The organism is Pseudomonas sp. RL_105y_Pfl2_101, assembly GCF_963970585.1.
In the GTDB taxonomy this organism is placed as follows: domain Bacteria; phylum Pseudomonadota; class Gammaproteobacteria; order Pseudomonadales; family Pseudomonadaceae; genus Aquipseudomonas.
The window spans coordinates 79,631-100,264 of sequence record NZ_CAXAPG010000010.1; the positions used below are offsets into that span (position 1 = coordinate 79,631).

Genomic DNA, 20,634 nt, shown 5'->3' on the forward strand with positions numbered 1-20,634 from the left:
CAGCCCCCCATCTCTCCGGCTTATAACGAATTGATCTAAAACTCACAGCAATCCCTTCGGTCAGTTTTAGGATACTCGCTCTTTCGGCGTGTATGCTTGTGACCCCTCCCCAACGGAAAAACCGGTAAGGACTTATGTGCGGATTAGCTGGAGAGTTACGTTTCGATCAACAACCTGCGGACCTTGCGGCCGTAGAGCGAATCACCCATCACCTGGCCCCTCGCGGCCCCGACGCCTGGGGCTTCCATAGCCAGGGCCCCATTGCCCTGGGCCATCGGCGCCTGAAAATCATGGACCTGTCGGACGGCTCGGCCCAGCCGATGATCGACAACCAACTGGGCCTGTCCCTGGCCTTCAACGGCGCGATCTACAACTACCCGGAACTGCGCAGCGAGCTCGAAGGCCTGGGCTACACCTTCTATTCCGGTGGCGACACCGAAGTGCTGCTCAAGGGCTACCACGCCTGGGGCGAAGCGCTGCTGCCCAAACTCAACGGCATGTTCGCCTTCGCCATCTGGGAACGCGATGCCAAGCGGCTGTTCATTGCCCGCGACCGCCTCGGCGTCAAGCCCCTGTACCTGTCGCGCACCGGCCAGCGGCTACGTTTTGCCTCGGCATTACCGGCGCTGCTCAAGGGCGGCGATATCAACCCGATGCTCGACCCGGTAGCCCTCAACCATTACCTGAATTTCCACGCCGTGGTCCCGGCGCCTCGCACCTTGCTGGCTGGCGTTGAAAAACTGCCGCCCGCCACCTGGATGCGCATCGAAGCCGACGGCAGCACCGAGCAGAAAACCTGGTGGACCCTGCCCTACGGTCCCCGGGCCGACGAACAGCACCTGAACCTGGAAGACTGGATCGACCGCGTGCTCGACAGCACCCGTGATGCGGTCGCCATTCGCCAACGCGCCGCCGTGGATGTCGGCGTGCTGCTTTCCGGCGGCGTGGACTCGAGCATGCTCGTGGGCCTGCTGCGGGAAGTCGGTGTAGAAGACCTGTCGACCTTCTCTATCGGTTTCCAGGATGCCGGCGGTGAGCGCGGTGACGAATTCCAGTATTCGGACCTGATCGCCAAGCACTACGGCACCCGCCACCACCAACTGCGCATCGACGAGAAAGAGATCATCGAGCAACTGCCGGCAGCGTTCCGTGCCATGAGCGAGCCGATGGTCAGCCACGACTGCATCGCCTTCTACCTGCTGTCGCGGGAAGTGGCCAAGCACTGCAAAGTGGTGCAAAGCGGCCAGGGCGCCGACGAGCTGTTCGCCGGTTATCACTGGTACCCGCAAGTCGATGGTGCCAGCGATCCGTACGCGGCCTATCGCGCCGCCTTCTTCGACCGCAGCTACGAAGAATATGCCGCCACCGTGCAGCCCAAATGGTTGACAGCCAATGATGCGGCCGGTGATTTCGTCAAAGAGCATTTCGCCCAGCCCGGGGCCGATGCGGCGGTAGACAAGGCCCTGCGCCTGGACAGCACCGTGATGCTGGTGGATGACCCGGTCAAGCGCGTCGACAACATGACCATGGCCTGGGGCCTGGAAGCGCGCACGCCCTTCCTGGACTACCGCCTGGTGGAACTTTCGGCCCGGGTCCCGGCGAAGTTCAAGCTGCCCGATGGCGGCAAGCAGGTGCTCAAGGAAGCCGCCCGGCGAGTGATCCCCAGCGAGGTGATCGACCGCAAGAAGGGCTATTTCCCGGTGCCAGGCCTCAAGCACCTGGAAGGCAACACCCTGGCCTGGGTCCGTGAATTGCTACTGGATCCGAGCCAGGACCGCGGCCTGTTCAACCCGGCCATGCTCGACCGTCTGCTGACCGACCCCAACGGCCAGCTCACACCCTTGCGCGGTTCCCGGCTGTGGCAACTGGCGGCACTGAACCTGTGGCTCAGCGAGCAAGGAATCTGATCGATGAAACCTCATGCAACGGTTCACAACCAACGCCTCTTGCGCGGCCAGGCGCCCTCCTACGAACGCCTGCAGGCGCGCCTGGCCGAAGACGGTAGCGAGTTGGGTGCCGACCCGATCGCAGTGCATTGCGGCTGGGGCCGACTTTTGATCGGCCACACCTTCCCGGACCCGGCAAGCCTGGCCCGGGAACTGCTCAACGAACAAACCGGCGAGCGCGACATTGCCTTGTACGTGGCCGCGCCCCAGCAAGTGCTGGGGCTGGAACCGGCACAACTGTTCCTCGATCCATCCGACACCTTGCGCCTTTGGTTCAGCGACTATCGCCAGTCCACCCGTGTGTTTCGCGGCTTTCGGATCCGTCGGGCCCAGAGCGAAACCGACTGGCAGGCCATCAACCAGCTCTACCAGGCCCGGGGCATGTTGCCCATCGACCCGCTGCGCCTGACCCCGCGTCATGAGGGTGGCCCGGTCTACTGGCTGGCCGAAGATGACGACACCGGCGCGGTGATCGGCAGCGTCATGGGCCTCAATCATCAGAAGGCCTTCAACGACCCGGAAAACGGCAGCAGCCTCTGGTGCCTGGCCGTCGATCCGCAATGCCCGCGGCCCGGGGTTGGCGAAGTGCTGGTGCGTCACCTCATCGAGCATTTCATGAGCCGTGGCTTGAGTTACCTCGACTTGTCGGTGTTGCACGACAACCGCCTGGCGAAAAACCTCTACGCCAAACTCGGTTTTCGCAATCTCTCGACCTTCGCCATCAAACGCAAGAACTGTATCAACCAGCCGTTGTTCCTGGGGCCAGGCCCCGAAGCGCAGTTCAATCCTTATGCGCGAATCATTGTCGAAGAAGCCCACCGTCGAGGCATCGACGTGCAGGTGGACGATGCCGAGGCCGGCTTGTTCACCCTGGTCCACGGCAGCCGCCGGGTGCGATGCCGCGAATCCCTGAGCGACCTGACCAGCGCCATCAGCATGACCCTGTGCCAGAACAAAAGCCTGACCCACAAGGTGCTGAAAAACGCCGGTCTGAACCTGCCGGCCCAACAGTTGGCGGGCAATGCCGATGACAACCTGGCGTTTCTCGATGAGCACGAACAGGTGGTGGTCAAGCCGCTGGACGGTGAACAGGGCCAAGGCGTGGCGGTGGATCTGCGCACCATCGAGGAGGTGCAGAGCGCCATCGAAACGGCTCGGCAGTTCGATAGCCAGGTCTTGCTGGAAAGTTTCCACGAGGGGCTGGACCTGCGCATCCTGGTGATCGGCTTTGAAGTGGCGGCGGCGGCGATCCGGCGCCCGGCGGAGGTGATCGGCGACGGCCGGCACACCATCGGCGCGTTGATCGAAGCCCAGAGCCGACGACGGCAAGCCGCCACGGGTGGCGAAAGCAAAATCCCGATGGATACCGAGACCCTGCGCACGCTCAGCGCGGCGGGGTTCGACTACGACAGCGTGCTGCCCGCAGGGGAGCACCTGTTCGTACGGCGTACGGCGAACCTTCATACCGGCGGCGTGCTGGAGGATGTCACCGGCATCCTGCATCCGACCCTTGTCGACGCGGCGGTGCGCGCCGCGCGGGCGCTGGACATCCCCATGGTCGGCCTCGACCTGCTGGTGCCGGCGGCCGATCAACCGGAGTACGTGTTCATCGAAGCCAACGAACGCGCAGGCCTGGCCAACCACGAACCACAACCCACCGCCGAACGCTTTGTGGACTTGTTATTTCCCCATAGCCAGGCGGTGGCTTAACCCTTTGCTCCCGCTAGGCCACAGAAGCCGCGCAGAAACCGCGCAGAAGCCGTGTAGGAGCTGTGTAGGAGCTGTCGAGTGCAACGAGGCTGCGATCTTTCCCCAAACACTTAAATCTCAAGCGAAAGATCAAAAGATCAAAAGATCGCAGGCTTCGCCAGCTCCTACAGAGCCCAGTGGGAGCAATCTCTGGCCACAAGGTTCCCCTACTTCAACTTATTGTTCCGTGAGGAGTTTCCATGATCAGTAAAATTCCCGAACCGGATCTCGAATACCTGCAAAAGGTCCTGCTGGAGATGCTCGCCATTCCCAGCCCTACCGGTTTTACCGACACCATCGTGCGTTATGTCGCCGAGCGGCTCGAAGAGCTGGGTATCGATTTTGAAATGACCCGCCGCGGCACGATCCGCGCCACCCTCAAGGGCCGCAAGAGCAGCCCCGACCGGGCCGTGTCGGCGCACCTGGATACCATCGGAGCCTCGGTGCGAGCCATCAAGGACAACGGCCGCCTGACACTGGCACCGGTGGGCTGCTGGTCCAGCCGATTTGCCGAAGGCAGCCGGGTCAGCCTGTTTACCGACACCGGCGTGATTCGTGGCAGCGTGCTGCCGTTGATGGCGTCCGGGCACGCGTTCAATACCGCCGTGGATGAACTGCCCATCAGTTGGGACCACATCGAGCTGCGCCTGGACGCCTACTGCGCCACTCGCGCCGATTGCGAAACCCTGGGGGTGGGCATCGGCGATTACGTCGCCTTCGATCCCCTGCCGGAATTCACCGAAAGCGGCCACATCAGCGCCCGGCACCTGGACGACAAGGCCGGGGTCGCGGCGCTGCTGGCAGCGCTCAAGGCGATTGTTGACAGCGGTGAAGAACTGCTGATCGATTGTCACCCGTTGTTCACCATCACCGAGGAAACCGGCAGCGGTGCAGCGGCCGCACTGCCTTGGGACGTCAGCGAATTCGTCGGCATCGACATCGCGCCCGTCGCCCCTGGCCAGCACTCAAGCGAACATTCGGTCAGCGTGGCCATGCAGGACTCCGGAGGCCCCTACGACTATCACCTGTCGCGGCATTTGTTGAAACTGGCCAAGGAGAACGAGGTACCCGCATGCCGTGACCTGTTCCGCTACTACTTCAGCGACGCTCATTCGGCCATCACCGCTGGCCACGATATCCGCACCGCCCTGCTCGCCTTCGGCTGCGACGCCACCCATGGCTACGAGCGCACCCACATTGACAGCCTGGCCGCCCTCAGTCGCCTGCTCGGCGCCTACATCCTCAGCCCACCGGTGTTCGCCAGCGACGCGCAACCAGCCCAAGGCTCACTGGACCGCTTCAGTCATCAGATCGAACACGATACTCAGATGGAAAGTGATACCCGAGTGCCATCGGTGGATAGCCTGCTGGGGCAACGCTCCGATAACTGACCCAGCATTTTCATTGCCAGGCATATCGCCATCGCGAGCAGGCTCGCTCCCACAGGTTGATCTTCATTGGACTTGAACTTTGCGCTCGACGCAGAACCAATGTGGGAGCGAGTCTGCTCGCGATGAGGTCTGAACAAACGCCGCAAAACCCAAGGCTAGCCGCAAAAGCCCATTGGCCGTAGCATCGCTCTATTGTCTAGCCGAGGTACCCCATGCTCATCCCCCACGACCAACTCGAAGTCGACACGCTCACCCGCCTGATCGAGGATTTCGTGACCCGCGACGGCACCGACAATGGTGACGACACGCCCCTGGAAACAAGGGTTCTACGGGTCAGGCAAGCCCTGACCAAAGGCCAGGCGTTGATTGTCTTCGACCCCGAAAGTGAACAGTGTCAACTGATGCTCAAGCACGACGTGCCCAAACACCTATTCGACTGAACAGGCCTTGCGAGTGGCATGGGCCTTTCTCTTCTGGATCTTCTCGTAGATTTCGGAGCGATGGACATCGACGTGTCGTGGCGCTTCCACGCCAAAACGCACCGTGCCACCGCTGATCGACAGCACACGGACGGAAATATCGTCACCGATGGAAATCAACTCACCTACAGCGCGGCTTAATACAAGCATGGTTCTTGTCCTTAAGAATGTCTGGACCCTGACCATGCCCGGCCTGTTTCCCGTTCTCAAGACACCCGCGAGAATTCAGTAAGGCCCTACAAGCAAAGTTCTTGTGACTGACGGAAACTTCCTGCAAAACCCTGTCGGACCGCCGGTTATTTCAGGGCGCCGAGAACCGCGGACCGAATAGAATCACACTCGCCCCCAACACGCAGAGCGCCACGCCAATCCAGTCGGACCCCAGTGGCCGCACTCGCTCAACCACCGTCAGCCAGCCGATCGAGGCAATGATATAGAGGCCGCCATAAGCGGCGTAGGCGCGCCCGGCGTACGTCGCTTCGACGCGGGTCAGCAACAAGGCGAACAACGTGAGGCTGAGCAACGCCGGGGCGATCCACCAGGCGCTTTTGCCCTGGCGCAACCACATCCAGAAGGCGTAGCAGCCCGCGATCTCAAACAGCGCGGCGAGAAAAAACCACAGGTAATTGAGCATGCAGATGTCCATCAGGAGGGTCGAATGGCGCCATCCTGAGGACATCGGGCATTCAGGTCAATTGGGGGTTTGCCGGGCCTTGGCGCGCATCTTGTCGGCCATGACGGTCATTTCGTCGTACAGCAGCTGTGGGTTCTTCTGCTTGAGGGCCCAAGCCATACGCCCCTGTTCGTGGGGCAGGATCATGAACTGACCCTGGGCGACCTGCTGGTAGATGTAGTCAGCAATATCCGTGGCGCTGATCGGTGAGCTTTCCAGCAACTTGCCAACCTGGGCTTTCATGGCCGGGGTCGGGCCGCGGAAGGAGTCCAGCAGATTGGTCTGGAAGAATGACGGGCACACCACGTGTACGCCAACTTCCTGCTGCGCCAGTTCCACCAGCAGACTTTCCGACAGCGCCACGACACCCGCCTTGGCCACGTTGTAGTTGCTCATGGCCGGGCCCTGCATCAGGGCTGCCATAGAAGCGATGTTGATGATCTTGCCGCGGCTTTTTTCCAGCAACGGCAGGAACGCCTTGCAGCCCTTGACCACGCCCATGAGGTTGATCGCGATCTGCCAGTCCCAATCCTCCAGGGAAAGCTCGCTGAAGAAGCCGCCCGAGGCCACGCCGGCATTGTTGACGATGATATCGATACCGCCGAACTTTTCTTCGCAGGCCTGGGCGAACGCAGTCAATTGGCTGTAGTCGCGTACATCGCAGCGCTGGATGAAGCCGTCGCCACCGGCACCACGTACAAGCTTGAGGGTTTGCACAAGGCCCGGCTCGCTGACATCCGATAAGGCCAGACGCCATCCTTCGCGGGCCCAGCGCAGCGCGATTTCGCGACCCAGGCCGGAGCCGGCACCAGTGATCATCATGCGATTTTGCATAGCAAACAGCCTTGTTGTTCCGGGAGAGATAGGCCGAGTGTAGCGAAGGTGTTCAACGGACCCACGCTCCATCAGATTGCTGAATGGCGAGGGCAAACTGTGGGCGCTGCCAGGGGCTGTCGAATGAAAGCCCCAGAAAAGATCGCAGCCTCGTTTCACTCGACAGCGCCTACGAGGGCCAACAAAAACTTTGAATTTTCTACAAGACGCTACGGTCGAAGTTATTAAGCCGCCCGGATTTAACGCATGCGCGCTGGTAGTTGGAAGTTGTATCACTCCAGAACTGACCAATAAGGAAATCTACAATGGGCACAATACTTATCATTATCCTGATCCTCCTGCTGATCGGTGGTCTCCCTGTCTTCCCGCACTCCAGAAGTTGGGGTTACGGCCCGTCCGGTATCATCGGTGTGGTGTTGGTGGTGCTGTTGGTCCTGCTACTACTGGGCAAGATATAAACCACTCAGTAAACGCAAAAAAAAAGAGGCCTTTGCAGGCCTCTTTTTTATGTGCGCCGTTTATCAGTCCGGCTTGCCGTCAACGACGCCAGCGGTGTTATCCACCAGGCTCTTGGTCGCGGTTTGCAGGAAAGCTTCGAGCTTGAGTTTCATCTCGGCAGTGTCCGGTGCATCCGGGATGACTTCCGCACGCGGATTGGCGCCCAGCTCATAGCGATACATCTTCGGCGCCATTTCCTTTTCCTTCGGTAGCATCAGGACCGCGTCACCCCGGATGATCGCGGTGGTTTGATCACTGCCCGACGGTTTGATCACACCAAAGCCGGGATCGCCTTGCGGCAGGTTCAACAGGTCCCGGCCCCAGCACTGGTTGCGTACTTGCCCACCGATCCGGCCCATGATGGTCGGCACGATGTCGACCTGGGTGCCCACGGTGTGGTTACGCTGGCCGAACTTTTCCTGGACGCCCGGGCCGATCAACAGCATCGGCACGTTGAAACGGCCCAGATCCATCTCGGTGATCTGGCGCTCGTTGCCAAAGCCATGATCGCCGACCACGACGAACAGGGTTTCCTTGAAGTAAGGCTCCTTGCGGGCCTTCTCGAAGAACTGGCCCAGCGCCCAGTCGGAGTAGCGCATGGCGGTCAGGTGTTCGTTCAGGCTGCCGCGGTCGGTGACCCGCTCGACCGGCAACGGCGTCGGCAACGCATAAGGAGTGTGGTTGGACAGGCTTTGCAGCAAGGCATAGAACGGCTTGCCGTTTTCCCGCGCCTTGAGCTCGATCAGGCCACGGTCGAACATGTCCTGGTCGGAGACACCCCAGGTCGGATCGGAGAACACCGGGTTCACAAAGTCGTTGCGCCCGATGAATGTAGTCATGCCCTGGCTGCTGAAGAAACCCGACTGGTTGTCCCAGGCGAAATCGCCGTTGTAGACGTACACGTCGTCGTAGTCACGGGCGCTGAGCAGTTGCGGCAGGCCCGACAGCTTGTGACTGCCCTCTGGCGTTTGCATCAGGTATTCGAAACCGGGCAGGTTCGGGAAGCACGCCATGGTGGCGAACATGCCTTGGTGGGTGTGGGTACCGTTGGAGAAGAAACGGTCGAACAACAGGCCTTCCTTGGACAGTTTGTCCAGGTAAGGCGTGATGTTGCCCGGCGCGCCCAAGGCGCCCACCGAGTGACCGGCCATGCTTTCCATGAGGATCACGACCACATTTTTGATCGGCAGGGTCTTGTCGGCCGGCGGCGTGTAGTCGCGGCGCACGGCGGCTGTCTCGGGGTCCACGAGTGTATCGTCGGGCATCACCAGCATGTCGCGCACGGTCTGCTGCGCCAGCGGTTGCTCGAGGGTGGCCTTCCAGATGTTGTCACGCTCTTCGGACATCCGGTTCTTGGCCGCGGCCACTAGCGACAGCGTGCCATTGAGGCCCAACTGGTTGGCGAAGTTCGAATCGGTGGTGTAGACGTCGCCCCAGCGCAGAGGCGGCCCTTGGCGCAAGGTACCGCGCGCGGCGGTCACGGCAACCAGCAGGCAAACGACAAACACCGCGACACGCCCATACCAGGGGGCGATCTGGCGGGTGCCGATGGTGCCGCCACTGAACGGCCCACGGGGACGCGTGGCGCGGTCGGCGCCCTTGAACGCCAGGCTGAGGATGAGGGTGCCACCGACCCAAGCCAGCAGGTAGCGCACCACCGGAAAACCGTACCAGAGCATGCTCATCACGGTTTTCGGGTCTTCCTTTACATACTGGAAGACCAGGCCATTGAGGCGCTGGTGGAATTCACGGTAGAAGTCCATCTCCATCAAGCCCAGGAACAGCGCGATGCTGGAAGTGACGGTCAACCAGAAACGAAAGAACCCACGGGCCGCCATGGCCCTTACGCTGAACAACGCCAGCAACAACGGGATGCAAAGGTAGACCACCAGGCGCAAGTCGAAACGCAGGCCGTTGACGAATGCTTCAACGAAGGTCGAGGCCGGGGTGTCGAGGATCATCTCGCGGTTATAGACCAGCAGCGCCACGCGCAGCAGGCTGAACATGACCATCATCACCAGGGCACAAAGCAACGTGTAGGACAGGTGCGATTTGACGGTCGGTTGCAGCAGGCGATGTGTAGCGCGCTGCTGACTCAGGGCGTCCGGGATTGCCATGTCGTTTAAGGACCCTATTGGAGTTGGAGTGACAAACAGAAACAACAGCGCGCCTCTGTTGACCAAAGCCTTGGCCTTGGGGCTTGCGCGAGTGCGCAGATCTTGCACGAACAGCTATGGCATAGCCATTAAATAACCGGCGGCGATATGAGCGCGGGAGATTGTCCGCAAGACTGGGTGAAAATTTCGTTCAAAGAGTATTCAGGAACACAAAAATCCCGGCCTGCCGATGCGGTTGAGCCGAACACTACGGTGGCGAGAGCGCTTACTCCCTCTATGCGGGAGCTGCGTAGGAACTGTGTAGGAGCTGCGTAGGAGCTGTCGAGTGGCAACGAGGCTGCGATCTTTCCCCAAACACTTGAATCCCAAGCGAAAGATCAAAAGATCAAAAGATCGCAGCCTTCGGCAGCTCCTACAGAGTCCCGCGGGGGCAAGGTCTTCCGCTGCTTAATGGAACTGGCGCCCCAAGCCCGCTGGCACGCCTTCGATGGTGGTGTCTTCCCATGGGCCATTCGGGCTGATGGAACGACTCCAACCGTTGTTCCAACGGTAATAGGTTCGCTGGCGATAGAACGTGTTCGTCTGGTTGTCCAGCACATAGACCCCAAGCTTGGCGTCCCAATGGCTGTTGCCACCCGGCGGTGGGGCGAAACTGGCGGAGGTGCGCGGCAGCGGCTTGGCCGGCTTGTTCGGGATGACAGGCTTGCCCGGCGGTGTGGATGGGGCCGGTTTGGTGGTCGGCGTCGACGCTGGGATCGGTGGCAGCGGCGCCGAGGGGCGCTGGACCGCACAAGCACTCAGGCCCATGACGAGCGTGAGCAGGGTGATACGAGCGATGGCGGTCATGGTGCGAATTCCTGTTATTTGTCCGGGCTGTCGATGGTCAGTTGTTGCTGCGCCGTGGTGCTGCTCGCCAGGGGTTGGCTGCGGCCGATCCACTCACCGGCGGTCGGCTGGCCGGCCCGGGAGATACGCGCCACCAGTTGGACTTCGTGGAAGTTCGACAGTTTCAACTGCGGCATCATGGCGTCCGCGTCACCCAGCTCTACTGTGACCGGCAGATCGGCGACCGTCAGGCGCTTGGCGGCCAGCGGCGCGGGAGGGCCGGAAACGGCGCGGGCGAAGATGAACACGCTGTCGCCCGGCTGCACCTTGGCCTTGAGTGCCGGCGCCAGGTCGACGCGCACCTTGAGCAGTGCCGCAGCCTTGGCCGCCGGAGCCTGGGCGACCTTGCCGCCACTGGCTTGCAGCTTCTCGGTGGCACGGGTAATGCCGCCCTGCAGCGCTTCACGGGACTGGTCGCCCACCGGCAGTTCCACCAGTAGGCGCCCCCAGTAATCGATCGCGTCCTGATAGCGTTCGCTCTCAAACGCGGCGATACCCAACAGGCCGAGGCTGGTGACCTCCTTCGGATCGAGCTTCAGCGCTTCGTCGGTCAGCGCCTGAAGCGTGTCCGACCATTTCTTGCCGTCGGCAAAATACTGCGCCTGGGCCCATTGGCCCAGCAGGTCGGGTTGTCGACCGGCCACTGCCACGGTGCGCTCGAAGATCTTCGCCGCCTCTGCGGGCCGGTCCTGCGCCATGTAGGTACGCCCGAGGAAATACAGGCCCTCGGCGTTATCCGGTTGCGCCGCCACCGCACGTTCCAGGCGCAGGGTCATCTCTTCCATCGACTGCGGCGCCTGGGCGAATTCACGGGTCAGTTCGACCTTGTCGCTGGCACCGAAATGCAGGTACAGCGCCAGGCCCAACACCGGCACCAGCACAGCGGCGAGCAACGGCAACGGCTTGCCCAACCGGGATTCGCGCGGCACATCGGCGCCCTCGGTGTCGGCGAGCAATTCACGGGCAGCTTCGGCGCGACCGGTGTCCAGTTGCGCCGAGTTGAGCACGCCCTCCTCCCGCTCGGTTTGTAGTTCGGCAACACGTTCCTGGTACAGCGCCACGTTGAGCGCGGTACGGTCCTCCTCGCGTTGAGCGCGACGACCACGCAGTACAGGGATCAACAGAAAACTCAGGGCAACCAGAAGAAGCAGACCTGCGGCGAGCCAGAAATCAATCATGCTTGGTTTTATCCAACAGTTGGTCGAGGCGCTGGCGCTCTTCGACAGAAAGCGTGTCCGGGGCGGCCGTGCGCAGGACCCGGCGGCGGCGCACGATCACTGCAATGACGACGAAACCACCGAACAACAGCCCGGCGGGGCCGAACCAGAGCAGCGCGGTCTTGGAGGACAGGGCGGGGTTGTAGCGCACGAACTCACCGTAGCGGTCGACCATGAAATCGATGATCTGCTGGTTGTCCTTGCCCTCGCCGAGCATACGGAAGATTTCCTTGCGCAGGTCGGCGGCAATCGGTGCGTTGGAGTCGGCGATGTCCTGGTTCTGGCACTTGGGGCAGCGCAGTTCCTTGGTCAGTTCGCGAAACCGTTCGCGCTCGCCGTCGTTGGCGAACTCGTAAGTGTCGATGGCGGCGTGGGCCACACCGGCAAGGCTCAGGCCGAGGATGGCGGCGGCTAACCAGCGCTTCATGGCTTGGCCTCGTCCACCAGAGCCTGATACTTGGCGGCCAGTTTCTCGCGCCAGACCTGTTCGTCGATCACGCCGACGAACTTGTCGCGGATCACGCCCTTGGCATCGATGAAGAACGTTTCCGGCGCGCCGTAGACCCCCAGGTTAAGGCCCAGGGAGCCGTCTTCGTCACGAATGTCCAGTTGATACGGGTTGTGAAACTCGGCCAGCCACTTCAAGGCGTCGGCATTGACGTCCTTGTAATTGACGCCGTAGATCACCACGCCGTTCTGGGCCAGTTTGTTCAACACCGGGTGCTCGACCCGGCAGGAGATGCACCAGGTGCCCCACACGTTGACCAGCGCCGGCTTGCCCAGCAGGTCGGCACGGGTCAGGGTCTTGTCGCCTTGAACCGATGGCAGGGAAAACTCCGGGAACGGCTTGCCGATCATCGCCGAGGGCAACTCGGTCGGATTCAGGTACAACCCCCGGTACAAAAACACCGCCATCAACAGGAACAGCGCCAGCGGCACCACCATCAACCAACGTTTCATGCAGTGGCTCCCGTCATGCCCAGGGTCTCACGCACCCGGGTTTTCACTTTGACTCGATAACGCCGATCCAGCGCCGCCAGCACCCCACCCAGGCCGGTGAGCAAGCCACCGAACCAGATCCAGCGCACGAACGGCTTGACGTGGACCCGTACCGCCCACGCGCCGTCGCCCAGGGACTCGCCCAGCGCCACGTAAAGATCGCGGGTGAAACCGGCGTCGATGCCGGCTTCGGTCATCACCGAATTCTGCACGGTGTAGAGACGTTTTTCCGGGTGCAACACGGCGATTTCCTGGCCGTGGCGAATGACCCGCACGGTGCCCTTGTCGGACGTGAAGTTCGGGCCCTCGAAATGTTTGGCGCCCTCGAACACGAACTGATAGCCAGCCAGGTCCATGGACTCACCCGGAGCCAGGCGCAGGTCACGCTCGGCGCTGTTCTGGCTGGACAGCACCACGCCCAGGGCGCAGACAGCGATACCCAGGTGGGCGACCTGCATGCCCCAGTAGCTGCGGGTCAAGGTTGGCAGCCCCTTGATCAGGCCTTTGTGCCGGGTCTTGTCGAAGATGTCCCGTACTCCCGCCAGCAACACCCAGGCCGCCAGCACGAACGTCGCCAGCACCGCCCAGTTGAAGTCGCCATAGGCCACGCCGGCCACCACGGCCAGGGCAGCCGTGCCCAGCAGTACCGGGGTCAACATGCCCAGCAGCCATTTGACCGGGGTGTCTTTCCAGCGCACCAGCACACCGACGGCCATCACCACCATCAGGATCGCCATCAGCGGAATGAACAGCGCATTGAAGTACGGCGGCCCGACCGACAACTTGGCCCCGGACAACGCATCGAGCACCAGCGGGTACAGCGTCCCCAGCAGGATCATCGACGCGGCCACCACCAGCACCAGGTTGTTGCCCAGCAACAGGGTTTCCCGTGACCAGAGGTTGAAGCCGACCTGGCTCTTGACCACCGGTGCACGCAGGGCGAACAGCGTCAGCGAACCGCCGACCACGAACAGCAGGAACATCAGGATGAACACGCCACGCTCAGGGTCCGAGGCGAAGGCATGCACCGACGTCAGCACGCCGGAGCGCACCAGGAACGTCCCCAGCAGGCTCAGCGAAAATGCCGCGATGGCCAGCAGCACGGTCCAGCTCTTGAACACACCGCGTTTTTCCGTGACCGCCAAGGAGTGGATCAGCGCCGTGCCCACCAACCAGGGCATGAACGAGGCGTTTTCCACCGGATCCCAGAACCACCAACCGCCCCAGCCGAGTTCGTAGTAGGCCCACCACGAGCCGAGGGTGATGCCGATGCCGAGGAAGGCCCAGGCAACGATGGTCCAGGGACGTGACCAGCGTGCCCACGCCGCATCGAGGCGCCCACCGAGCAACGCGGCGATGGCGAAGGCAAAGGCCACGGAGAAGCCGACGTAGCCCATGTAGAGCATCGGCGGGTGAACGATCAGGCCGATGTCTTGCAACAACGGGTTGAGGTCACGGCCATCCGTCGGCATCTGCGGCAGGATGCGCTCGAACGGGTTGGAGGTGACGATCAAAAACAGCAGGAAACCGGTGCTGATCATGCCCATCACCGCCAGCACCCTGGCCAGCATCACCTGGGGCAACTGCCGGGAGAACACCGAGACGGCGAAAGTCCAGCCGGCAAGGATCAACGCCCAGAGCAACAGCGAACCCTCATGGGCGCCCCACACCGCGCTGAACTTGTAGTACCAGGGCAAGGCGCTGTTGGAGTTGCTGGCGACGTATTCCACGGAAAAATCGTCGGCCATGAACGCATAGGTCAGGCAACCGAAGGCGAACAGCATAAAAGCAAACTGCCCCCATGCCGCCGGCTGGGCCAAGCTCATCCACAAACGGTCGCCGCGCCAGGCTCCCAGCAATGGCACCACGGCTTGCACCAGGGCAAAGCACAGGGCCAGGATCATCGCCAGGTGGCCCAATTCGGGAATAAAGATGCCGGTGGTCATCGATCAACCCTCCTTCACGGGAGTGGGCGCCGACTGGCCGCTGTCTTTCAGCGCCTTGGTCACTTCCGGCGGCATGTATTTTTCGTCGTGCTTGGCCAGCACTTCATCGGCCACCACCACGCCGTTGGCGTTGAGCTTGCCCAAGGCCACGATGCCCTGCCCTTCGCGGAACAGGTCCGGGAGGATGCCGCGATAGGTGATGGTCACGGTCTTGCTGAAGTCGGTGACGTTGAACTTCACGTCCAGCGAATCCCCGGAACGCACCAGCGAACCTTTTTCCACCATGCCGCCGGCACGGATTCGCGTGTCTTTCGGCGCTTCGCCGTTGGCAATCTGGGTTGGGGTGTAGAACAGGTTGATGTTCTGCTGCAGGGCGCTCAGGGCCAGGGCGACCGCGGCACCGACACCCACCAGGATCGCAAGAATGATGATAAGACGTTTTTTGCGCAGCGGATTCACTGACCGTTCTCCCGGCGCAGACGACGCGCCTCTTGTTGCAGATACCGCTTGCGGGCCAGGATCGGCACCGCCACGTTGAGGACCAGCACCAGCAGGCAGATGCCATAGGCTGACCAGACATACAGGCCATGATGGCCCATGGCGAGGAAATCGCCGAATGAAGCGAAACTCATCGAGCGGCCTCCAGACTGTTCTGTACTTCGGCTTTCACCCAACTGGCCCGGGACTCGCGCTTGAGCACTTCCAGGCGCATGCGCAGCAATAGCACCGCGCCGAAGAAACAGTAGAAACCCAGCACGGTCAGCAACAGCGGCAGCCACATTTCGACGGGCATTGCCGGTTTTTCGGTGAGGGTGAAGGTCGCGCCCTGGTGCAGGGTGTTCCACCACTCCACCGAGTACTTGATGATCGGGATGTTGATCACGCCGACAATCGCCAGTACCGCGCAAGCCTTGGCGGCACTGTCACGATTGCTGATGGCGTTGCCCAACGCAATAAGACCGAAGTACAGGAACAGCAGGATCAGCATCGACGTCAGTCGCGCATCCCAGACCCACCACGACCCCCAGGTCGGCTTGCCCCAGATCGCCCCGGTGACCAGCGCCACGGCGGTCATCCAGGCACCGATGGGCGCGGCGCATTGCAGGGCCACGTCGGCCAGCTTCATCTTCCACACCAGCCCGACCACACCGCACACCGCCAGCATCACGTAGACGGACTGGGCCAGCATCGCCGTGGGCACGTGGATGTAGATGATGCGAAAGCTGTTGCCTTGCTGGTAGTCCGGCGGTGCGAAGGCCAGGCCCCAGACCACGCCAAAACCAATCAACAACAGTGCAGAGATGCTCAACCAAGGGAGCAGTTTGCCGCTGATGCCGTAGAACCACTTGGGTGAGCCGAGCTTGTGAAACCAGGTCCAGTTCATTGCTGTTTCCATCACGGTTGCGGCTCGCCTTCACGAACCGCCGAGTCAGCCTTTACTTCCAAAGAAGTGGTCAGTTTTTGACCAGGCCTCGTTATTATTCGCCGACGCTGATTTTCAGGCCAGCGGCTATTGCAAAGGGTGTCAGGGTTATCGCCAGGGCGGTCAGGCTCCCAAGCCACAGCAGATAACCGGTCGCGGGCATGCCTTGCAACGCCGCTTGCAAGGCACCGCTGCCCAGGATCAAGACCGGGATATACAACGGCAGGATCAGCAGCGCCAGCAACAGGCCGCCGCGCTTCAACCCCACCGTCAACGCCGCCCCCACCGCACCGAGCAGGCTTAGCACCGGCGTGCCCAGCAGCAGCGACACCAGCAGCACCGGCACGCACGCGCCAGGCAGCCCCAGCATCATCGCCAGCAGTGGCGAGAGCAATACCAGCGCCAGCCCGGAAAAAACCCAGTGTGCCAGTACCTTGGCCAAAACCAGAAGGGCCAGGGGGTGCGACGAAAGGACCCACTGTTCCAGTGAACCGTCTTCGAAATCACTGCGGAAAAGCCCGTCCAGCGAGAGCAGGACCGATAAAAGCGCGGCGACCCAGACCAGTCCCGGAGACAAGGTTTGCAACAATTGAGTCTCCGGTCCGACCGCCAACGGGAACAATGCAATGACAATGGCGAAGAACACCAGCGGATTGGCCAATTCGGCCGGGCGACGGAACAGCAGGCGCGCCTCGCGGGCAAGCAACAGGCCAAACACACTCATGCGGCCCAGTTCCCCAGATCAATGTTGCGATAACCGGCCGGCATCCGCGCCAGCGTGTGGTGGGTGGTCAAGAGCACCATGCCACCGTTTTCACAGTGCCGGGCCAAGTGCTCTTCGAGCTGCGCGACGCCCTGCTTGTCCAGGGCGGTGAACGGTTCGTCTAGAATCCACAACGCAGGGCTGTCCAAGTACAGACGGGCCAGGGCCACGCGGCGTTGCTGGCCGGCGGACAAGGTGTGGCTCGGCACGTCCTCAAAGCCGCGCAGCCCCACCGCCGCCAACGCCTGCCAGATCGCTTCGCGGCCGACCGGCGTATGCAATGCGCAGAGCCAACTGAGGTTTTCTTCGGGGGTCAGCAAATCCTTGATACCGGCGGCATGGCCGATCCAGAGCAGGTTGCGGGCCAGTTCGCTGCGCTGGCTGTGCAAGGGCTGGCCATTGAGCAACACTTGGCCGGCGGTGGGTTGCATCAACCCGGCCAGCAGGCGCAGCAGGCTGGTCTTGCCACTGCCGTTGGGACCACTGATTTGCACCATATCGCCACGCGAGAGTCTCAATTCGAGATTTTCGAAAAGCAGTCGCAAGTCTCGCTCACAGGCGAGGCCGACGGTTTGCAGGAGAGGACTGGTCAAGGGATCGCGGGCCTTATACGGTTCAAGTCGGCGGTGCAGCGGCCGTTAAAGAGATGCAGCATAAATGCATTGACGGTCTGTTCCACAGAGCTGCGTCAAACAATTGCAAGGTTTTCGCCATGCCCTGGAAGACGGGCGGCATTATACATGCCCTAACCCACTCTCAAGAGAGCTTATTTCCCCAAGGTAAGACCGCAAATGACAGGCGACATGAACATCCTGCCGCTGCCCCAGCCCACGGCAACGACGCGCGCGCCAGTGGTCAGTGGCGAGCTGCTCAAACTGCTGGTGCCGACCGAAGGCCTGATCAGCTCGGGCCAGATCGCCCGGGCCGAAGTGCTGTCGCTCAAGCAGGCCGACCAGACTTTCCAGCTATTGCTCAAGGTCACGCTGGAGAGCGGCCGCCAGACCACCGTGCAGGCCACCAGCACCCAGCCGTTGCCCCAAGGCAGCAGCCTGGTCGTGACCCAGCCGTCGGCCAGCAATCTGGCGATTGCCGTGCAACAGGCCGTGGCCTCCAGCGTCGCCACCCTCACCCGAATCGACACCGCGCAGTTACCGATCGGCACCTTGCTGCAAGGTAAAGTGCTGACCAGTCAGGCGTTGCCGCAGTTGCCTGGGCAACCGGCGGTCTATCGGTCATTGGTGAGCCTGCTCAACACCGCCCAGGCTGGCAATACTCTGGACATCGACAGCCCGCAACCACTGCGCATCGGCACACTCTTGAGTGCCCAGGTGCAAGATTCCCAGACGCTGAAATTCGTTCCGCTGAGCAACCGCCAGGAGCAGCTGGCGGTGAGCCAGCAACTGGTCACCCAAGTGAGCCGCCAGGGCTCGCTGGACGGCCTGATCACGGCCCTGCAAAACCTGCCGGCCACCGACGACACCGGTGCCGAGCTGCGCGCCGCGGTGACACGCCTGTTGGCCGGCCTGCCGGATGTCCAGCAACTGAGCACGCCCAAGGGGCTGGCCCAAGCCATGGTCGCCAGCGGTGTGTTCCTGGAAAGCAAGTTGCTCGCCGGACAGCCACCGGGCCTGGCGCCAGACATCAAAGGCGACCTGCTGAAACTGATCGCCCAGTTGACACCGACCCTGCCCGCCTCCACCAACCTCAGCGCCATCATTGCCGCCAATACGCTGGCCCAGGCCCTGCCGAGCTTCGTACGCAGCGCCTTGGGGATGCTCGGGCAGGTCAGCGCCAAGCCGCCAGCCACCAGCTTCCCCCTGCCCTCGCGCCTGATGAAAGGCCAGGACGAAGAAGGCAGCCTGGAACACCTGCTGCGCCTGGCCGCTGCCGCCGTGTCACGCCTGCAAAGCCATCAGTTGTCGAGCCTGGAGCAGACCGGCCTGACCGACGACGGTCGGCTGATGAGCACTTGGCAACTGGAAATCCCGATGCGTAACCTGCAGGACATCGTGCCGTTGCAGGTCAAGTTCCAGCGCGAGGAAACCCCACCCCAGGAGCAACCACAGGAACGTCGGGAAGAACGCGAGCCGAAGCAGCAACTCTGGCGGGTGGAATTGGCGTTCGACATGGAACCGCTCGGTCCCTTACAGATTCAGGCCCAGTTGCTCAGCGGCAGTCTGTCCAGCCAACTGTGGGCCGAGCGGCCGTACACCGCAAACCTGATCGAAAGCAACCTGACAGCATTGCGTGAACGCCTGGTGACCTGTGGCCTGAACGTCGGCGACCTGGACTGCCACCTCGGCACCCCGCCCCAAGGCCCCAAGACTCGCCTGGAACAACGCTGGGTGGATGAAACCGCATGACAACCCACACCGAACCCCGCCAGGCCATCGCCCTCAAGTACGACGGCCACCACGCCCCGACCCTCACCGCCAAGGGCGACGAAGCCCTGGCCGAGGAAATCCTGCGCATCGCCCGCGAAAGCGAAGTACCGATCTATGAAAACGCCGAATTGGTGAAGCTGTTGGCGCGAATGGAGTTGGGGGACAGCATCCCGGAAGAGCTGTACCGCACGATTGCCGAGATCATTGCGTTCGCCTGGAACCTCAAGGGCAAGTTTCCCCAAGGCCATGACCCGAATGCGCCAAGTGTCGAAAAGGATGTGACCGAGCGCGGTGACGATTACTGAGCCCGACGACGATACCAAACGGAACCAAGCCCTCCGCTACCGAAAATCACTCATTTGATAATGACGCCACAGATTTAAAGTCTGCAAATCTTGTAGGAAATAACTGTCTATTGCGACGGAGCTTGGTCCCCCTGGAACGCGAAGTAAGCCAAATCTCACGCCCCCGTCTCATAAGACGTAGTGCAACACGCGGTTTTACCGGGTTTGCATCACAAGTCGAGGAAAATCACTCGCCAGATACGCCCCCTGGAATCCTACAGCCAGGTTGCGGCAACCAAAATCGCTGCCTAAAGTTGATCTGTCGCTGACATTGGTTGGCGAAGGGTTTCGCAGCCCTTAAGATTAATGCCTTATCCTGTCATGTACGGTCGGCTCTTGGTCGCACTCGTTCCATGGCGGTTGTGCGTGGGAGACCTTCGGGTCTGCCGGGTCTTGGTGTTAATCCTCCGGTCTGCGAACCCGCGCATAGCTGCCACCCATCCTGTTTCGCAGCAGAACGGTGGCAATTCAATTTTCATCAGGATTAACACCATGACGACTCGACACCCGCTCAACCACACCCCCATGTCTCACTTCGCCACCGAACATCCCGTCCTCCTCATTGACGCCGACGCGCCACTGGGTGAACTCCACAGCTGCCTCAACGAACGCCTTGACGCCGTCCTCAAATACCTCAATCTCATGGCCTGCACCACCCTGCCCGACTACGCCGAAAACGACATCAATACCGTAACTAACATTGCTCGGATCCTGGTTCAGGATGTAAGCGATATGTTTGGGGTGATTGAGCAACGGGGATTCGAGGTACCGGAGGGACAATAACGTTTTTCAACCACGCAACCCGCTTCGGCGGGTTGTTGCTTTCCTGACTCATAATTTCGAAGCGCTGAAACAACGCATTTTAAAATTGCCATAAAAAAGCAGGAACCACCGTCCTTGGTTCTTGAATGACCTCTGTCTCATGGCACTGACTCATTTTGTCTAGGGGCGCACGTTTCAAATTGTCTATAGAATCAGCGCCCTTG

Annotated in this window: 22 protein-coding genes; 8 read left to right on the forward strand and 14 right to left on the reverse strand. The window is 61.5% G+C overall.

Features of this window, described 5'->3' with window-relative positions:
- Nucleotides 1-134 precede the first annotated feature (134 nt).
- The 4 genes from AACY31_RS13890 to AACY31_RS13905 all read left to right on the forward strand — a co-directional run bounded on the left by AACY31_RS13890 (nt 135) and on the right by AACY31_RS13905 (nt 5,526).
- Nucleotides 135-1,907, forward strand: a complete 1,773-nt coding sequence (locus AACY31_RS13890; protein ID WP_339480276.1) for an N-acetylglutaminylglutamine amidotransferase — start codon at nt 135-137, stop codon at nt 1,905-1,907.
- Between the two features lie 3 nt (nt 1,908-1,910).
- Entirely contained in the window at nt 1,911-3,656 is a 1,746-nt protein-coding gene (gene ngg, locus AACY31_RS13895; RefSeq protein ID WP_339480277.1) for an N-acetylglutaminylglutamine synthetase, read from the forward strand.
- 239 nt (nt 3,657-3,895) lie between these two features.
- Complete coding sequence (locus AACY31_RS13900; RefSeq protein ID WP_445261541.1) at nt 3,896-5,086, forward strand: osmoprotectant NAGGN system M42 family peptidase; 1,191 nt, start codon at nt 3,896-3,898, stop codon at nt 5,084-5,086.
- 212 nt (nt 5,087-5,298) lie between these two features.
- A complete protein-coding gene (locus tag AACY31_RS13905) occupies nt 5,299-5,526 on the forward strand; it encodes a YheU family protein (protein WP_003199186.1) in 228 nt (75 codons plus the stop codon).
- Here the strand turns inward: AACY31_RS13905 and csrA are convergent.
- From csrA to AACY31_RS13920, 3 genes are all read right to left on the reverse strand, one after another.
- The gene (gene csrA / locus AACY31_RS13910) at nt 5,515-5,715 is read right to left on the reverse strand and encodes a carbon storage regulator CsrA (protein ID WP_339480278.1); all 201 of its coding nucleotides are present in this window, start codon (nt 5,713-5,715) and stop codon (nt 5,515-5,517) included. The two genes, AACY31_RS13905 and csrA, sit on opposite strands and share 12 nt — an antisense overlap.
- Nucleotides 5,716-5,866: 151 nt before the next feature.
- The gene (locus AACY31_RS13915; RefSeq protein WP_339480488.1) at nt 5,867-6,199 is read right to left on the reverse strand and encodes a YnfA family protein; all 333 of its coding nucleotides are present in this window, start codon (nt 6,197-6,199) and stop codon (nt 5,867-5,869) included.
- Between the two features lie 57 nt (nt 6,200-6,256).
- The gene (locus AACY31_RS13920; protein WP_339480280.1) at nt 6,257-7,072 is read right to left on the reverse strand and encodes an SDR family oxidoreductase; all 816 of its coding nucleotides are present in this window, start codon (nt 7,070-7,072) and stop codon (nt 6,257-6,259) included.
- Nucleotides 7,073-7,377: 305 nt separating this feature from the next.
- On the opposite strand from AACY31_RS13920, the gene AACY31_RS13925 reads away from it, so the two are divergent.
- On the forward strand, nt 7,378-7,530 hold the full coding sequence (locus AACY31_RS13925; protein WP_003183939.1) for a DUF3309 family protein: 153 nt from the start codon (nt 7,378-7,380) through the stop codon (nt 7,528-7,530).
- A 63-nt stretch (nt 7,531-7,593) separates the two neighbouring features.
- Here the strand turns inward: AACY31_RS13925 and AACY31_RS13930 are convergent, their stop codons facing one another.
- From AACY31_RS13930 to ccmA, 11 genes are all read right to left on the reverse strand, one after another.
- On the reverse strand, nt 7,594-9,687 hold the full coding sequence (locus AACY31_RS13930; RefSeq protein WP_339491432.1) for an LTA synthase family protein: 2,094 nt from the start codon (nt 9,685-9,687) through the stop codon (nt 7,594-7,596).
- 447 nt (nt 9,688-10,134) lie between these two features.
- Nucleotides 10,135-10,533, reverse strand: coding sequence for a hypothetical protein (locus AACY31_RS13935; RefSeq protein WP_339480285.1), 399 nt, complete (start codon nt 10,531-10,533; stop codon nt 10,135-10,137).
- A 14-nt stretch (nt 10,534-10,547) separates the two neighbouring features.
- Nucleotides 10,548-11,750, reverse strand: coding sequence for a c-type cytochrome biogenesis protein CcmI (gene ccmI / locus AACY31_RS13940; RefSeq protein WP_339480287.1), 1,203 nt, complete (start codon nt 11,748-11,750; stop codon nt 10,548-10,550).
- Complete coding sequence (locus AACY31_RS13945; protein WP_339480289.1) at nt 11,743-12,216, reverse strand: cytochrome c-type biogenesis protein; 474 nt, start codon at nt 12,214-12,216, stop codon at nt 11,743-11,745. Before AACY31_RS13945 ends, ccmI begins: the two co-directional genes overlap by 8 nt.
- Entirely contained in the window at nt 12,213-12,749 is a 537-nt protein-coding gene (locus AACY31_RS13950) for a DsbE family thiol:disulfide interchange protein (RefSeq protein ID WP_339480290.1), read from the reverse strand. Before AACY31_RS13950 ends, AACY31_RS13945 begins: the two co-directional genes overlap by 4 nt.
- On the reverse strand, nt 12,746-14,734 hold the full coding sequence (locus tag AACY31_RS13955; RefSeq protein ID WP_339480292.1) for a heme lyase CcmF/NrfE family subunit: 1,989 nt from the start codon (nt 14,732-14,734) through the stop codon (nt 12,746-12,748). The genes AACY31_RS13950 and AACY31_RS13955 overlap by 4 nt, the downstream gene beginning before the upstream one ends.
- A 3-nt stretch (nt 14,735-14,737) precedes the next feature.
- Nucleotides 14,738-15,193, reverse strand: coding sequence for a cytochrome c maturation protein CcmE (gene ccmE, locus AACY31_RS13960; RefSeq protein ID WP_339480294.1), 456 nt, complete (start codon nt 15,191-15,193; stop codon nt 14,738-14,740).
- The gene (gene ccmD / locus AACY31_RS13965) at nt 15,190-15,366 is read right to left on the reverse strand and encodes a heme exporter protein CcmD (protein ID WP_339480296.1); all 177 of its coding nucleotides are present in this window, start codon (nt 15,364-15,366) and stop codon (nt 15,190-15,192) included. Before ccmD ends, ccmE begins: the two co-directional genes overlap by 4 nt.
- On the reverse strand, nt 15,363-16,118 hold the full coding sequence (locus AACY31_RS13970) for a heme ABC transporter permease (protein WP_339480297.1): 756 nt from the start codon (nt 16,116-16,118) through the stop codon (nt 15,363-15,365). Before AACY31_RS13970 ends, ccmD begins: the two co-directional genes overlap by 4 nt.
- Before the next feature lie 94 nt (nt 16,119-16,212).
- The gene (ccmB, locus tag AACY31_RS13975; protein ID WP_339480300.1) at nt 16,213-16,881 is read right to left on the reverse strand and encodes a heme exporter protein CcmB; all 669 of its coding nucleotides are present in this window, start codon (nt 16,879-16,881) and stop codon (nt 16,213-16,215) included.
- Nucleotides 16,878-17,513, reverse strand: coding sequence for a cytochrome c biogenesis heme-transporting ATPase CcmA (gene ccmA / locus AACY31_RS13980; RefSeq protein ID WP_339480303.1), 636 nt, complete (start codon nt 17,511-17,513; stop codon nt 16,878-16,880). The genes ccmB and ccmA overlap by 4 nt, the downstream gene beginning before the upstream one ends.
- A gap of 198 nt (nt 17,514-17,711) precedes the next feature.
- Here ccmA and fliK point away from each other — a divergent pair, with 198 nt between their 5' ends.
- From fliK to AACY31_RS13995, 3 genes are all read left to right on the forward strand, one after another.
- Nucleotides 17,712-19,283: a flagellar hook-length control protein FliK gene (gene fliK / locus AACY31_RS13985; RefSeq protein ID WP_339504614.1), complete on the forward strand. Its 1,572-nt coding sequence runs from the start codon at nt 17,712-17,714 to the stop codon at nt 19,281-19,283.
- Nucleotides 19,280-19,609 carry an EscU/YscU/HrcU family type III secretion system export apparatus switch protein gene (locus AACY31_RS13990; RefSeq protein WP_339491427.1) on the forward strand — a complete coding sequence of 110 codons (330 nt, stop codon included), beginning with the start codon at nt 19,280-19,282 and terminating at the stop codon, nt 19,607-19,609. The genes fliK and AACY31_RS13990 overlap by 4 nt, the downstream gene beginning before the upstream one ends.
- A gap of 531 nt (nt 19,610-20,140) precedes the next feature.
- A complete protein-coding gene (locus AACY31_RS13995) occupies nt 20,141-20,431 on the forward strand; it encodes a fructose-bisphosphate aldolase (RefSeq protein ID WP_339480308.1) in 291 nt (96 codons plus the stop codon).
- Nucleotides 20,432-20,634 lie beyond the last annotated feature (203 nt).